The following is a 14,130-nucleotide window of genomic DNA, read 5'->3' on the forward strand; positions in this document are numbered from 1 at the left end:
TAGTTGAAGCGCAATAGGAGGAAGTAATATGACAGTCATCGAAGCATTAAAAAAGCGACGAGCAATTCGAAATTACACAACGCAGCCAGTTGAAAAGGAAAAAATTGAACAAATTTTACAGGCAGCAACTTATGCGCCAAATGACCGTATGCGCGAGCCTTGGCATTTTTATGTCATCCAAGATGAAGCCATGAAGCGCTATGAGGCAATGGCGAGTGCTTATTTACAAGAGCGCTTCCCAACAAAGCCGAATTTAGTAGAAAGCTCTTTAAAGGTTGTCCAAACAACGCCTGTAGCGATTGTCGTAACAGCAGATGTGGTAGAAGGTGATGCCGATGCAACGCAAGACAATGTCTTTGCCGTATGTAGTGCCATTATGTCCATGTGGCTGACAGCTGAAGAGCTTGGACTTGGTTTTGTCTGGCGTACACGTGGTGTCGGACTTGTTCATGATCCACGTATGCACGCATTTATTGGAGCAAGTGCTAGTCAAAAAGTAGTCGGAACAATATTTATTGGGTACCCACAAGAGCAAGAACTGAACGACAAGAAGCGCACGCCATTTGAAGAAAAGACAACTTGGCTCTAAGGAGGCTAACAGCATGGCAAGAAAAGGCTTGTTTTTAGTATATACAGGCGAAGGAAAAGGTAAAACGACAGCATCACTTGGTGTAACATTACGCGCGGTTGGCCGAGGCTTAACTGTGCGCTATTTACAGTTCATCAAATCCCCCGAACGTACTTACGGAGAGCAAATTGCCCTTCGTAAACTTGGCGTAGAGATGGAGCAGATGGGTATTGGCTTTACGTGGACAAAAACACCTGAGGAGCATCGTACTGCCTTAGCAAAGGCATGGAGAAAAACGAAGGCAGCTCTGCAAGATGAGAGCATCGATTTATTGGTACTAGATGAATTAAACAATGCACTCGCGATTAGCAAGTTTCCAATCGATGATGTCCTACCATTAGCAGAAGTCATCGAGGCTATCCAGCAACGCCCATCTACCATGCACCTTGTCATCACAGGAAGAAGCGCACATCCTGCGTTACTAGCAATGGCTGATTTAGTATCGACCATCGATGCAACAAAGCACTATTATGATGAAGGTATTCCAGCAGTAAAAGGACTAGAATTTTAACAATCCGTTGGATGAAGGGAATATCTGCGGGTGAAGGTGAATAGCCGCGGAGTGAAGGTGAATAGCCGCGGAGTGAAGGTGAATAGCCGCGGAGTGAAGGTGAATACCCGCGAAGTGAAGGTGAATAGCCGCGAAGTGAAGGAGAATACCCGCGGAACGAAGGTGAATACCCGCGGAGTGAAGGTGAATACCCGCGGAGTGAAGGTGAATGCCCGCGGAGCGAAGGTGAATACCCGCGAAGTGAAGGTGAATGCCCGCGGAGTGAAGGTGAATACCCGCGAAGCAAGAGTGAATACCCGCGGAACGAAGGTGAATACCCGCGGAGTGAAGGTGAATACCCGCGGAGTGAGGGTGGATACCCGCGAAGTGAAGGTGAATACCCGTGAAGCAAGAGTGAATACCCGCGAAGTGAAGGTGAATACCCGCGGAGTGAAGGTGAATACCCGCGGAGTGAAGGTGAATGCCCGCGGAGCGAAGGTGAATACCCGCGAAGTGAAGGTGAATGCCCGCGGAGTGAAGGTGAATACCCGCAGAGTGAAGGTGAATACCCGCGGGGCCAGAGCATAAACCGCGTTACACCAATAATTACGGAGGAAAGTGACTATGCCAGCAAAATCGATCATGATTCAAGGAACCGCTTCCGATGTTGGAAAAAGTATGATATGTACGGCATTGTGTCGTATATTTTCGGATGATGGATTTCATGTAGTGCCGTTTAAATCACAAAATATGGCCCTAAATTCATTTGTAACAGCTGATGGTGGAGAAATCGGCCGTGCACAAGGGGTACAGGCCGAGGCAGCACGTGTTGTGGCGACGACTGATATGAATCCCATACTGCTGAAACCGAAGCAAGATATGATGTCAGAGGTCATTGTCCATGGCAAGCATTTTTTAAATATGGATGCCAAAAGCTACCGCAATAATTTTGTTCAGGAAGCGATGCCGATCGTTGAAAAATCAGTACGCACACTCCAAAATACATATGATGTTATTGTGCTAGAGGGGGCAGGTAGCCCAGCAGAGATTAACTTAAAGGATCGCGATATTGCCAATATGCGTATGGCGCATTTAGCAGATGCAGCAGTAGTGCTTGTTGCTGATATTGATCGTGGTGGGGTCTTTGCCTCGATTGTTGGTACATTAGCATTGTTAGATGATGATGAACGTGCACGTGTCAAGGGACTAGTTATCAATAAATTTAGAGGCATGCGTGAATTATTAGATGATGGTTTAGCATGGGTGGAGCGTGAAACAGGCATCCCGGTTCTTGGTGTTATCCCTTATGTAGATGTCAATATTGAAGCAGAGGATTCCCTTGCTTTATCATCACTGCGCTTTAAAAAGCCAAAACGTGGCGAGTTTGCCGTAGATGTTGCGATGATTCGTTTGCCACGTATTTCAAATTTCACCGATATTGATCCATTTTTTGATGAGCCAGAAGTAGGTGTACGCTTAATTGGACATGTTAACGAGCTTGGCACACCAGATTTGCTTATACTGCCTGGTACAAAAAGTACTATGGATGATTTAGCTTGGTTAAAAGAGCAAGGCTTCGATCAAGCCATCCATCATTTACGTGAGCGCGGAACAAAAATAATCGGCATTTGCGGTGGATTTCAAATGCTTGGTGAAACATTGCTAGACCCTGAGGCGGTAGAGGGAAATGGTGAATCTGCTCATGGTCTTGGTTTATTGCCAATGGAAACGATTTTTGTAGGCAATAAAAAAACGGTACAAATGACAGGAACAAGAGGACAGGACACATTGACAGGCTATGAAATTCATCTAGGACGCACGAAAATTTTACGTGATGAAGTATCGCCGTTCTTACAGCTAGAGGATGGCAGAGAAGATGGTGCGGTTAGTCGTGATGAACAAGTGATAGGAACGTATTTCCACGGCCTGTTTCATAATCGTACATTCACTCGTCAGCTAGTTAATGAAATACGAGCAAAAAAAGGGTTAGCAGCTTTACCAAGTGATGTAAAAAGTGACGCCGAACGAAGAGAAGATGCCTATAATATGTTAGCCGAGCATGTTCGAGCCAATCTTGATATGAAAAAGATTTATGAAATTTTAGCATTAGAGGTATCTGTATGACGAGAAAAGGACCGTTAGCCATTAATTATGAGGCTTTATGGCAAGAAGGCATGAAGGACTGGCATGGTAATATGCCTGAGCGTATGGTGAATGATCAGCTAGAGGAGCAATTTTGGGCGCAGTCTGTTGCACGTAAAAAAAAAGGGGCAAACAGATCCTTATGCTGCACGTATTTTTCAGGAGCTTCAGAAAAGCATTGAACCACAGCATTCTGTGTTAGAAATTGGCCCAGGCTGGGGTAATTATACATTGCCATTAGCCGAGATAGTAAACAAGCTAACATGTGTGGATAGCTCAGAAAGCATTTTACAATACTTACAACAATGCATGGCTCATCAGGAGCACGTTTCATATGTTCATGCTAAATGGGAAAGTCTAGAGAATGATGAAATGGAACAGCATGATATCGTCTTGGGTGTGAATTGCTTTTACCGCATGTATGAGATTAAATCTGCCTTACACCATATGAATCGACTAGCAAAAAAGCGTGCCATCATTGGGATGACAACAGGGCCTATACAGCCACACTACGAGCGATTATATGAAAAGTATGGCTATGAGATCAAATTCCCGCGCAGAGATTATATAGAATTTTTGAATTTACTGTATGAAATGGATATCTATGCGGATTGTCAAATTATCCCGCTGGAACGTGTCTATGAATATGAAAGCTATGAACAGCTTATAACAACGCAAAGTAAAAAAATACTAACGACGAACTTCCAGCGAGCACATGTGGAGGAATCTCTCCTCCCTTTTATTGAAGAAAAGGATGGGCGATATTATTATCGTCATGATTTTCATGCAGCACTTGTTTCATGGCAACCAAAATAAACGAGAAACCTTTGGAGAAGGCCATTCACCAAAGGTTTTTCTTATGGGGAATGATAAGGTACAATAAAATGATAAAAAAAGAAGTGAGGTGGCATATGTGCAGCTACATTTTTTAGGGACAGGCGCAGGCATGCCTTCAAAAGAACGAAATACGAGTGCATTGATGGTAAAACTGTTAGATGAAGTGAGCGAAATGTGGTTATTTGACTGTGGGGAGGCAACACAGCATCAAATCTTACACACGTCATTAAAGCCTCGGAAAGTAACAAAAATTTTCATTACACATTTACATGGGGATCATATTTTAGGATTACCTGGTTTTTTAAGCTCTCGATCCTTTCAAGGAGGAGATGAACCCCTTACGATTTTCGGACCAGCAGGGTTACAGCAATGGATTGAACAAACATTGGCCTTATCCAAAACTCATTTAACGTATCCACTTCGCTTTGTAGAAGTGCAGGAAGGGCTTATTTATGAGGATGCACACTTTACAATTCGTGCAAGAGAACTTCGTCATGTTGTTCCATGCTACGGCTACCGTATTGAACAAAAGGATTTACCGGGCGAGTTATTAATCGACAAAGCACAAGCACTCGGTGTGCCTAAAGGACCGTTGCTTGGACAATTGAAAAATGGCCAAGATATTGTGCTTGAAAACGGCAAAGTGATTCAAGCGAAGGACGTTGTGGCACCTGCAAAAAAAGGCTTCACCCTGACGATTTTAGGTGATACGAAATATTGTGAAGAGGCCATACAGTTGTCGATGGGTGCTGATATCCTGGTGCATGAAGCCACATTTGACGGCACAACAACGGATTTAGCTGCCAGCTATGGCCACGCTACAAATGTGGAGGCGGCAAAAGTCGCACAGCAAGCGGGTGCGCAGTATTTACTATTAAATCATTTAAGTGCTCGTTTTCTTCCACATGATTTACCTCAATTTTTGGCAGAAGCACAGGAAATTTTCCCTCAAACGCTCCTGACTGCTGACCAAGCCGTCTTTACATGGCAAAACAATCAATTAATTTAATGTCTAAAAAACATCTATTGCTGCTAATAGATGTTTTTTTGTGAAGAAGATAAAGATTCTTAGCCCAAAAAGCTAAAGAACAGCATGACTGACTTTATCGATCAGTTACATACGACACTAGAAAACCTCCAACTATCAGCAGATACCTATATAGGAAAAATATAGTAGGATAAATAGCTTGTTTCACGTATAATTGAAAAAGGGGTGTGGTGAAATGAATCAACAAAAGATGCCACCAGCACTATTACGATTAATCGTTATTTTTCCAAATGTGCTGAGCTATTTATTACTATTCGGTTTAATTATTTTTGTCATGACCAATTATGAAACATTAAAAGCGACGAACAACCTAACCGTTTGGATTATTTTTATTGTTGTACTAGCACCAGCTGCGACATACACGACTTTCAGTATCGTCAAGAAAATTCGAGCGGGACATATGTAAGTGTATTACGTGTTATCACTAGATTTTTTTCTAGGGTAACACTTTTTTTGACAAGTTGTGCTCAATCGACTATATTTTTGTTAGTTACAACTAACATTTGGGGGAGTTAGAATGAAAAAAGATACAAAAGATAAAATTCTTGCTGCTGCCACAACCTTAATGACGGAAAGGGGCTACTCGAATGTGTCGGTGAAAGATATTGCCTCAACTGCTGGTGTTAGCGAAATGACTGTTTTCCGTCATTATGAAACAAAATTGGGTATCCTACAAGCAGTGCTACATCATCATTCTTATATCCCATACTTTGAGCATTTATTTGCGCAAGAGTTATCAGGGGACCTTGCTAATGACTTACAGCAGATTGCCAATACATATCTAGCTTTTATGGAGAAAAATAAACCTATTTTTCTTATTACAACCCAAGATAGAAGTTTGCTACCTGGATTAATGGATACCATTTCGGATAACCAAACGAAGCAATTGCTCCAATTATTAGCTGCTTATTTCCAATCTCAAATCGAACAAGGAAGGATGAAGGAAATAGATACAAAAGGACAGGCTATTGTTTTTTTAACAAGCCTTTTTGGATTTTTTGTATCAAATGCATTATGGGATTATCATTTCTTAAAAGATCAAAGGGATACTTTTGTTCATAATTTAATAACTAATTTTGTGAGTGGAGTTATTGTATAACTTTCACTCACACAACTTTACTATATTTTTTTAAAACAAAATGTTAGTTAGTACTAACATACATAGAAGAGGGGGTTTATATGAATAGAAAAAGAAATTTAATAGTAGCTATTTTACTAGCTGCTGCATTTGTGTCTATTCTCAATCAGACATTATTACTTATTGCTATGCCACCAATAATGGAAGATTTCAAGATAGATGCCAATTTAGCACAATGGCTCACAACTGTGTATTTATTAACAAATGGCATTCTTATCCCGATTACAGCTTTTCTAATCGGTCGTTTCTCGAATCGTTTACTGTTAATAGTTGCCCTCACTTTATTTAGTGTCGGAACTTTTTTAGGCGCATTTGCACCATCTTTTACAGTTTTACTTTTAGCACGAATCATTCAAGCGGCTGGTGCAGGTGTTATTATGCCTTTAATGCAAACGGTATTATTAACGTTGTATCCGAAAGAAAAAAGAGGTTCTATTATGGGATTGGCAGGTCTTGTTACAGGTTTTGCACCGGCAATAGGCCCAACTTTATCAGGATGGATTTTAGAGCAGCTTACATGGAGACATTTATTTTTTACGGTATTACCTGTTTCGGTCATTGTATTGACAGTGGCCACAATTTTTATGAAAAATGTAACGACTAAAAAAGAGCGGCAGTTAGATAGTCTATCAATTGTCTATTCTTCGTTAGGTTGGGGTGGCCTATTATATGGATTCAGTATAGCTGGAGCGGTTGGATTCAAATCGATGCAAGTATTTGTACCGCTAGTAATTGGTGGGATTATGCTTCTTCTATTTATTAGACGTCAGCTTCAATTACCCAAACCGATGCTTGAATTTCGTGTATTTCAATCAAAGATCTTTTCCATTACAACTTTTTTATCGGGTTTGGTTTATGCGCTCATGATCGGCATTCAAATATTATTAACCTTTTATATTCAAAATGTACGTCAACTTTCGGCATTGGAAACAGGGCTGGTGTTATTGATAGGTGCCCTTGTAATGGGCTTTATGTCTCCAGTGACCGGTAAAATTTTTGATAAGGTTGGAGGAAAAGGCTTGGCACTTGTAGGCTTTACAAGCATTTTACTTGGCTCAAGTTTTTTAATGTGGGTATCAATGCATACAAAACTCTGGCTCATTGCAGGGACATTTACAATCATTTCTTTTGGTATATCAATGATCATGATGCCACTTACAACTGCAGGCATGAACGCTTTACCTACCCATTTGATGGCACATGCGACAGCAGTTAATAGCACGCTGCGTATGGTTGGGGGAGCATTGGTAACAGCATTGCTGGTAACAATCATGAGTACCGTGTCAACATTACAACAGCCAATGGATGCAGCTAACGCCTTGTTAAATGGAATCCGTGCGTCTTTCTTTGTGACAACATTATTGAGTGCCATAGGGTTACTATTATCTTTCTACTTAAGTAAAGAAAACAAGGCTGAATAACCATTACGCTTGTTTCATTCAAATGCACTGCGCATAAAAATAGCCCACCTAGAGAAACTAAGGCAAGAAGAGACTTCGCAGTTATAGAAAAGAGAGGTGCTTTTTGTGAATCCAATCAATTGTGATTTTTCACCGATGAAAGAAACATTAAAGGATGAGCTTCTCCAAGTAATTTTGTCCTTGCAGCAAAGTGTTGAAGAAATGGATACAAATACGAATTGTCTTCTCGGCAATTTTGAAAAAATTAAAGAGAGATTTATGACAATTGAAATGAAGGCGGCTACGTTTTATTTAAATTGTTATCTTTCCCCGTTTACAGAAAAGTATCCGGAATTGTCGCATAGTGTGCAAAATATGTCATTGAGAAGGCATGGTGGTTTAATTGTAATTCAGCGACAAGATGCTTTAGAGGCTTTCATTCAGCCTGGTATTCATATCGGTGCAGATTTAACTCATTCCTTATTAGAATCTATTTTCTTCCCGGGCAATCCGTTACATGATGGGGCAGTGTTAGTCAATCGTAATCAGATAGAGTCAGCAGCCAACGTACTGCCACTGTCAGAGCGTTACACGGGTGAAAAAAAATTAGGAACAAGACATCGAGCTGCGCTAGGATTAAGTGAGATGAGTGATGCTCTTGTAATGGTTGTTTCCGAAGAAACAGGCAAAATCTCCTTCGCCTTTCAAGGCAATCTATATCCCATTTCAACACCTGGCATCATATAGGGATATTCCCTATGAATAAATATCTCAAATTCAAGATATTTTTCTTGCTAAGTTATCACTTGCGTGGTAAAGTGATAACTGAAGGGAGGATGAAGTCGTGAGAAATCATACATTAGGCTCATTAACATGGATTCGTATGATGCGCTTTACAACCCAAAGTAATCAGCTATCGAATGAATTTTTAAAACGTTTTGATTTAACAACAGCACAATTCGATGTTCTGATTCAAATTCAAACTTATGCACCTATTACACAATCTCAATTAGCAAAGAAAGTAACGGTTACTCAAGGGGGCATGTCTCGTATGCTTGCCCGACTTGAAAAAGAGGGACTAATTGAGCGTAAGCAAAATTGGAAGACTAAAACAATTTCATTGACGGCAAAAGGAGAGCACATGATTCAAGCTGCAACCCCCAGTCAGCTTCACTTCCAGTCCTCATTTTTTGAAGAAGTGTTAACAGATGAAGAACTAAAATCTTTATATAAAGTCATGACAAAGCTTGAAAAGCATAGTCGAGAAAAAAATTGCCACCTGTGTAATTTTTTTTGCATCGTCACTTGCTTAGTCAAGTGAAAACGAGAAGGAGGAAATTGAGGATGCACAAATTAAACGGACACCATCATATTTCGATGCTGACGAAAAATGGCAAACAAAATAATCATTTTTACACTAAAATTCTAGGGCTACGCCGTGTGAAAAAAACAGTAAATCAAGACTCACCATCTATGTATCACTTATTTTATGGTGACTTAACAGGAGCACCTGGTACTGAATTGACATTTTTCGAAATGCCGGTTGCGGGACGTACAGTGAGAGGGACGAATGCCATTACACGTATTGGCTTACTCGTACCAAGCTTTGAAAGCTTACTTTATTGGCAAGAGCGTTTTCAAGAGCTAGGAGTTGAACATAGTGGCCTCACATCGTATGCAGGTAAAGATGCGTTATTTTTTGAAGACCACGAAGGATTACGGATGGTGCTGTTAAACCATCAGGGGAAGGAAGCGCCTGCTCAATGGCAAACATGGGATGGCACAGATATACCAGAAGAACATCGCATTTTAGGGATGGGTACAATTGAAATCACTGTACGTTATTTACAACGAACAGTAAATTTACTAAAAGATTTATTTCACTATTCAGTGGTTGAAGATGATGACAAAGAAGCCATTCTGCAATCAAGTGAAGGGGAAGTGCATGGAGAAATTGTCGTCAAGGAATTAGAAGGGCCAAGCGAGAAACCTGGTAAGGGCAGTATCCATCACCTTGCATTACGTGTCTCAACCGTTGAAGAGTTACGGCAATGGGAAGATAAAATTAAGGAGCGAGGATTGGAGAGTTCAGGTGTCGTTGATCGTTATTATTTCCACAGTCTTTATTTTAGAGATCGTAACGGTATTTTATTTGAAATAGCAACAGATGGCCCAGGGTTTACAGTGGATTCCGCCATCGAGGACCTAGGAAAAGAGCTCGATCTTCCACCGTTTTTAGAACAGAAACGTGCGGATATTGAAGCGATTTTAGAACCACTTGATTAAGGAGAGAGAACATGATGGAAAAATATCGTATTAATCAATCACAAGGACTAGAATTTGGATTATATTCTTTAGGTGACCATATTCCAAACCCATTAACAGGACACCGTATTTCTGCACAGCAGCGATTAAAAGAGCTAGTAGAGGCTAGTCAATTAGCAGAGCAAGCTGGTATTGATGTTTTCGGTGTTGGTGAAAGTCATCAAGCTTATTTCACAACACAAGCACATACAGTCGTGTTAGGTGCAATCGCGCAAGCAACATCAAAAATTAAGCTGTCTAGTTCTGCAACGGTATTAAGTGTTTCGGATCCTGTACGTGTCTATGAGGATTTTGCCACAATTGATTTATTATCGGATGGTCGTGCGGAAATTGTTGCGGGACGCGGTTCGCGAGTAGGGGCCTATCATTTGCTTGGTGTTGATTTACATGATTATGAAGAGCTTTTTGAGGAAAAATTAGAGCTACTTATGAAAATCAATGATGAAGAGCTTGTGACGTGGGAGGGCCAATTCCGTGCACCACTCCATCATGCACAAATATTACCGCAGCCAAAAAATGGCTCATTACCGATTTGGCGCGCTGTCGGTGGCCCTCCTGCAAGTGCTATCAAGGCGGGCTATATGGGAATCCCTATGATGCTCACAACATTAGGAGGACCAGCTGTTAATTTTAAACCATCTGTAGACGCCTATCGAGAAGCGGCAGAGCGACAAGGCTATGATCCAAAGGAATTGCCAGTTGCGACAACAAGCTTATTTTATGTAGCAGACACAACGAAAGAGGCTTTACAAGGTATGTATCCACATTTAAACGGTGGTTTCCAAGCCATTCGTGGTGGAGGGTATCCAAAACAACAATTTGCTCAAGCTACTGATACACGTGATGCCTTGATGGTCGGTAGTAAGGAAGAGATTATAGAGAAATTACTCTATCAGTATGAATTATATGGTATGCAACGTTTTATGGCACAAATTGATTTCGGTGGGGTACCGTTCGATAAAATCATGAAAAACATTGAAATAATCGGCAATGATATTATCCCTGCAATAAAAAAATATACAGTAAAATAAGGAGTGTACCATCATGAAAATAGTCGCGCTTGCCGGTTCGATTGTCGGTTCCAAAACAAGAACAGCTACGCTTAAAATGGTTGATCTATTACAAAAAAAATACCCAGAGCATGAAGTCACGCTACTGGATCTCGCAGACTATCAGCTAGTATTTAGTGACGGTCGCAATTACTTTGACTATGATGGTGATACAAAATATGTCACAGAAACGATTATGGCTGCAGATGCTATTGTCATTGGGACACCAACCTTCCAAGCTTCTATACCCGCTACATTAAAAAATATCTTTGACCTGTTACCTGTCAATGCCTTTCGCGATAAAGTGGTTAGTGTCATTGTGACTGCGGGGACGTCAAAGCACTATTTAATGGTGGAGCAACAACTAAAGCCAATCCTTGCCTATATGAAAGCACATATAGTTCCGACTTATGTATTTATAGAAGAAAAGGATTTTTTACGCAAAGAAATTGTCAATGATGATGTCCTTTTCCGTCTAGAACGATTGGCAGAGGATACAGTTATGGTTACGGATGCTTTTGCAGATATTCGGGCAAAAAAAGATGCAGAATATGATTTTTAAAGATTAATAAAGAAACGCTGTGTTAGTAGTAGGACACAGCGTTTTTTTGTGCTATAGGCTAGCTATTTGACCATTGAAACCATCGTGCATGACCGTCTGGACTTTCCATTGTACGAATGGACTCGATTGTGCCTTGATTCATAAAATCCTGATGTAGCTGTCCATCAAAAAAATTGTTATAGCAATGGTAGAGCGGTCGTTCCATGCTAATCTCTTTTAATTGTTCTAGTAAAGAATTTCGTAATTCGAGTGGTATTTGATTGGCAACATGTGTATGATACACCACCAACATAGCTTCTTGCTCAACTGTCCGACTGAGCTTTTTAATCAATTGAATAGCATCTCCTTTAACCAACTGAATATCTATTTCATTCATGATTGGGAGAGCTTGATTGACTAATGTTCTGCGCTCATGGTGTTCAGGCCAAATCAAAGCCTGAAGCCATTGGCATTCTTTCGTATCCCGCAAATCTATCGGATTTAAATCGATACCTATTCGTTGACAAACAACAGGAGGCTTTGACAGAGAGGCAGGCAATGGTTCACCACGATTTTCTGAAATCAACATGATATCATTTTCAGTATTGGTAATGGCTAATTGTTGGTTATAGCAATAATTGTAGTGATCCATGCCAAGCTGCAACCCTGCACTTGCTCCAATTTCAATGAAAGCTAGCGGTTGTTGATGCTTGTCATAAATTTCAGTCATCATTGGGTAGAGATAGGAACAACGTCGAATTTCATTTGTTTGGACAAGCCTTTCTTGTAACAATGTCTTTAATTCATTTGTATGGGACAGTACAAATGCTTTAAAAGCAGGGAACACCTCCTGTATTGGGAGAGGAGAGGGTGTTAAAGATGCATAATAATGAGATAATGGCTCATCAGATGTTGCTAACAAATAATGAACTGCTGCCAACAATAAATTGGGCGCAGGCTGACCCTGTGGGATCAATTAGGCAATAGCTAACAAATCCTCATCAATGGCAATTTTATAAGCTAAATGTTCATACAGTGGGCTTGATCCTTTGCATTCATTTTTGGCAAACAACAGAAATTGTTGACTTAATGTAGTATTCAGCATACGTTTCTCTCCTTTTGGTAGCATCTATATTAATTATCAGTCTATTATTATTGTATAATTTAGTAAATTAAATATATTTAATGAATTTAATTAAAAATTTTAATCAGGGAGGTGAGATATTGGAATATAAGTGGGTCCAATCTTTTATTGTCGCAGCTCAAACTTGTAATTTTCGAACAGCAGCGGAGCAACTGCATTTATCACAGCCAAGCATTACCGTCCATATCCAGCAGTTAGAGGAATTTTTACATGTCCAATTGTTCAAGCGTGAAAAAAACCGTGTCCAATTAACGGACGCTGGAAAGCTGTTTCAACTGGAAGCACAGCAAATGATGAGCCAGTGGGAGCAAAGTATTGAACGTATCCGATTAGCAAGTATAGGTATTCAGGAGAAGATGATTATTGCGATGACCCCTTTAATGGTTGAAACTATATTGCCTCATGTCATCTATCAATTTAGCAATGACAATCCGACACTTGAAATAGCAATTTTAGTAGAGGATTCAACGAAAATAGAAGATTTAGTCAATCAGGATAAGGCCGATATTGGTATTTCGTTATTACCTACACGTTATCGACAATGGTATCAAGAATTACTTATCGATAGTCCACTCGAGTTAGTTATTCCACTTGATGCCTATGATGATGAAACAGGAACCTATATTGATTATGAGGAGCTATTTCAAACGTACACTTTGTTTACGCACCATCATCCAACCATTTGGGGAGAGTTATTACATAAATTAAGAGAAAAATATGTTGTAACGAAGCAAGTATCCATTTCTCAATCGTATGTGGTAAAACGCTTTATTAAAGATGGGTTAGGGATGTCATTTTTACCTCGTATGATTGTAAGAAAAGAACGGATGGAGGGGCGATTTAATATTGTTCCTTTTGAAGCTTTCCCATTACCTAGTGTGCCAGTATACTTATTTTATAATCTACACAGGTTACACAGGGATTGGTCGATGTATTGCAAACAAGAAATTATTTATAATTCACACGACGTTCAAAAATGCAATATACATGATGCAGTTAGTTGAAAGGGTTTTCAAAAATATCCTAACTAATTATGTTATCATAGAGTTCTAGAGAGCAAGGGGGCAATAAATATGGTATTTTCTCTTTTTAAAAAAAAGAAAGAAGCACAGCCACAGCCATTTAAAAATAGAGTTGAGTTTTGTATCACTAATTTGTCACTGGGTGCAGCAGATGCGTATGACATATTAATGGAACGTGATGATATAGATATCGAGGAGTCGGGTTGCACATCCCATTGTGAAATTTGCGAGCAAGGTATTTTTGCAATAGTAAATGGAGAAGTTGTGACAGCAAATGACGCGGAGACATTGGTACAGGCTATTGATGAAGAATTAAAACAAAATCCACTTTTCTAATGAAAAAACAGCTTGCTAGATAGCAAGCTG

19 protein-coding genes are annotated in these 14,130 nt (G+C 40.1%); 17 read left to right on the forward strand and 2 right to left on the reverse strand.

All coding sequences use genetic code 11. From position 1 onward, the window contains the following. The first annotated feature begins 28 nt into the window (after positions 1-28). From ABC382_RS01445 to ABC382_RS01515, 15 genes are all read left to right on the forward strand, one after another. Positions 29-589 carry a nitroreductase family protein gene (locus ABC382_RS01445; protein WP_274793555.1) on the forward strand — a complete coding sequence of 187 codons (561 nt, stop codon included), beginning with the start codon at positions 29-31 and terminating at the stop codon, positions 587-589. A gap of 13 nt (positions 590-602) precedes the next feature. Continuing rightward, complete coding sequence (locus ABC382_RS01450; protein WP_322611909.1) at positions 603-1,139, forward strand: cob(I)yrinic acid a,c-diamide adenosyltransferase; 537 nt, start codon at positions 603-605, stop codon at positions 1,137-1,139. Between the two features lie 51 nt (positions 1,140-1,190). Beyond that, positions 1,191-1,706, forward strand: coding sequence for a hypothetical protein (locus ABC382_RS01455; RefSeq protein WP_412926532.1), 516 nt, complete (start codon positions 1,191-1,193; stop codon positions 1,704-1,706). A gap of 36 nt (positions 1,707-1,742) precedes the next feature. Further along, positions 1,743-3,242 (forward strand): cobyric acid synthase, encoded by a 1,500-nt coding sequence (locus ABC382_RS01460; RefSeq protein ID WP_274793553.1) that lies wholly within the window; start codon positions 1,743-1,745, stop codon positions 3,240-3,242. Then, on the forward strand, positions 3,239-3,442 hold the full coding sequence (locus ABC382_RS01465) for a hypothetical protein (protein WP_412926533.1): 204 nt from the start codon (positions 3,239-3,241) through the stop codon (positions 3,440-3,442). Before ABC382_RS01460 ends, ABC382_RS01465 begins: the two co-directional genes overlap by 4 nt. Beyond that, positions 3,369-4,076, forward strand: coding sequence for a class I SAM-dependent methyltransferase (locus tag ABC382_RS01470; RefSeq protein WP_412926534.1), 708 nt, complete (start codon positions 3,369-3,371; stop codon positions 4,074-4,076). Before ABC382_RS01465 ends, ABC382_RS01470 begins: the two co-directional genes overlap by 74 nt. A 97-nt stretch (positions 4,077-4,173) precedes the next feature. Continuing rightward, a complete protein-coding gene (rnz, locus tag ABC382_RS01475; protein WP_274793551.1) occupies positions 4,174-5,106 on the forward strand; it encodes a ribonuclease Z in 933 nt (310 codons plus the stop codon). Positions 5,107-5,320: 214 nt separating this feature from the next. Next, entirely contained in the window at positions 5,321-5,551 is a 231-nt protein-coding gene (locus ABC382_RS01480; protein WP_274793550.1) for an acyl-phosphate glycerol 3-phosphate acyltransferase, read from the forward strand. 111 nt (positions 5,552-5,662) lie between these two features. Next, positions 5,663-6,244 (forward strand): TetR/AcrR family transcriptional regulator, encoded by a 582-nt coding sequence (locus tag ABC382_RS01485; protein ID WP_274793549.1) that lies wholly within the window; start codon positions 5,663-5,665, stop codon positions 6,242-6,244. 80 nt (positions 6,245-6,324) lie between these two features. Then, positions 6,325-7,704, forward strand: a complete 1,380-nt coding sequence (locus tag ABC382_RS01490) for an MDR family MFS transporter (protein WP_274793547.1) — start codon at positions 6,325-6,327, stop codon at positions 7,702-7,704. A gap of 105 nt (positions 7,705-7,809) precedes the next feature. Then, the gene (cdaS, locus tag ABC382_RS01495; protein ID WP_312507263.1) at positions 7,810-8,430 is read left to right on the forward strand and encodes a sporulation-specific diadenylate cyclase CdaS; all 621 of its coding nucleotides are present in this window, start codon (positions 7,810-7,812) and stop codon (positions 8,428-8,430) included. Positions 8,431-8,527: 97 nt separating this feature from the next. Continuing rightward, complete coding sequence (locus tag ABC382_RS01500) at positions 8,528-9,004, forward strand: MarR family winged helix-turn-helix transcriptional regulator (protein WP_322611913.1); 477 nt, start codon at positions 8,528-8,530, stop codon at positions 9,002-9,004. 23 nt (positions 9,005-9,027) lie between these two features. Next, positions 9,028-9,969, forward strand: coding sequence for a ring-cleaving dioxygenase (locus ABC382_RS01505; protein ID WP_274793544.1), 942 nt, complete (start codon positions 9,028-9,030; stop codon positions 9,967-9,969). 14 nt (positions 9,970-9,983) lie between these two features. Continuing rightward, positions 9,984-11,039: an LLM class flavin-dependent oxidoreductase gene (locus ABC382_RS01510; protein WP_274797345.1), complete on the forward strand. Its 1,056-nt coding sequence runs from the start codon at positions 9,984-9,986 to the stop codon at positions 11,037-11,039. 13 nt (positions 11,040-11,052) lie between these two features. After that, the gene (locus ABC382_RS01515) at positions 11,053-11,619 is read left to right on the forward strand and encodes an NADPH-dependent FMN reductase (protein ID WP_274793543.1); all 567 of its coding nucleotides are present in this window, start codon (positions 11,053-11,055) and stop codon (positions 11,617-11,619) included. A gap of 58 nt (positions 11,620-11,677) precedes the next feature. Here ABC382_RS01515 and ABC382_RS01520 read toward each other — a convergent pair whose 3' ends face one another. Together ABC382_RS01520 and ABC382_RS01525 are read right to left on the reverse strand one after the other, a co-directional pair. Continuing rightward, entirely contained in the window at positions 11,678-12,574 is an 897-nt protein-coding gene (locus tag ABC382_RS01520) for a DUF2332 domain-containing protein (protein WP_274793542.1), read from the reverse strand. After that, positions 12,575-12,703: a hypothetical protein gene (locus ABC382_RS01525; protein ID WP_274793541.1), complete on the reverse strand. Its 129-nt coding sequence runs from the start codon at positions 12,701-12,703 to the stop codon at positions 12,575-12,577. A gap of 119 nt (positions 12,704-12,822) precedes the next feature. Between ABC382_RS01525 and ABC382_RS01530 the strand changes: the two genes are divergently transcribed. After that, on the forward strand, positions 12,823-13,746 hold the full coding sequence (locus tag ABC382_RS01530; protein ID WP_412926535.1) for a LysR family transcriptional regulator: 924 nt from the start codon (positions 12,823-12,825) through the stop codon (positions 13,744-13,746). A 69-nt stretch (positions 13,747-13,815) separates the two neighbouring features. Then, positions 13,816-14,100, forward strand: coding sequence for a YuzB family protein (locus tag ABC382_RS01535; RefSeq protein WP_312507268.1), 285 nt, complete (start codon positions 13,816-13,818; stop codon positions 14,098-14,100). Positions 14,101-14,130: the final 30 nt, after the last annotated feature.

This window comes from Lysinibacillus phoenicis (genome assembly GCF_047238325.1).
In the GTDB taxonomy this organism is placed as follows: Bacteria; Bacillota; Bacilli; order Bacillales_A; family Planococcaceae; genus Lysinibacillus; species Lysinibacillus irui.

Coding starts and splice junctions, on each gene's coding strand:
- ABC382_RS01445 (WP_274793555.1), top strand. CDS start 29: ATGACAGTCATCGAAGCATTAAAAAAGCGACGAGCAATTCGAAATTAC.
- ABC382_RS01450 (WP_322611909.1), top strand. CDS start 603: ATGGCAAGAAAAGGCTTGTTTTTAGTATATACAGGCGAAGGAAAAGGT.
- ABC382_RS01460 (WP_274793553.1), top strand. CDS start 1,743: ATGCCAGCAAAATCGATCATGATTCAAGGAACCGCTTCCGATGTTGGA.
- ABC382_RS01465 (WP_412926533.1), top strand. CDS start 3,239: ATGACGAGAAAAGGACCGTTAGCCATTAATTATGAGGCTTTATGGCAA.
- ABC382_RS01480 (WP_274793550.1), top strand. CDS start 5,321: ATGAATCAACAAAAGATGCCACCAGCACTATTACGATTAATCGTTATT.
- ABC382_RS01485 (WP_274793549.1), top strand. CDS start 5,663: ATGAAAAAAGATACAAAAGATAAAATTCTTGCTGCTGCCACAACCTTA.
- ABC382_RS01490 (WP_274793547.1), top strand. CDS start 6,325: ATGAATAGAAAAAGAAATTTAATAGTAGCTATTTTACTAGCTGCTGCA.
- ABC382_RS01505 (WP_274793544.1), top strand. CDS start 9,028: ATGCACAAATTAAACGGACACCATCATATTTCGATGCTGACGAAAAAT.
- ABC382_RS01510 (WP_274797345.1), top strand. CDS start 9,984: ATGGAAAAATATCGTATTAATCAATCACAAGGACTAGAATTTGGATTA.
- ABC382_RS01515 (WP_274793543.1), top strand. CDS start 11,053: ATGAAAATAGTCGCGCTTGCCGGTTCGATTGTCGGTTCCAAAACAAGA.
- ABC382_RS01525 (WP_274793541.1), bottom strand. CDS start 12,703: ATGCTGAATACTACATTAAGTCAACAATTTCTGTTGTTTGCCAAAAAT.
- ABC382_RS01535 (WP_312507268.1), top strand. CDS start 13,816: ATGGTATTTTCTCTTTTTAAAAAAAAGAAAGAAGCACAGCCACAGCCA.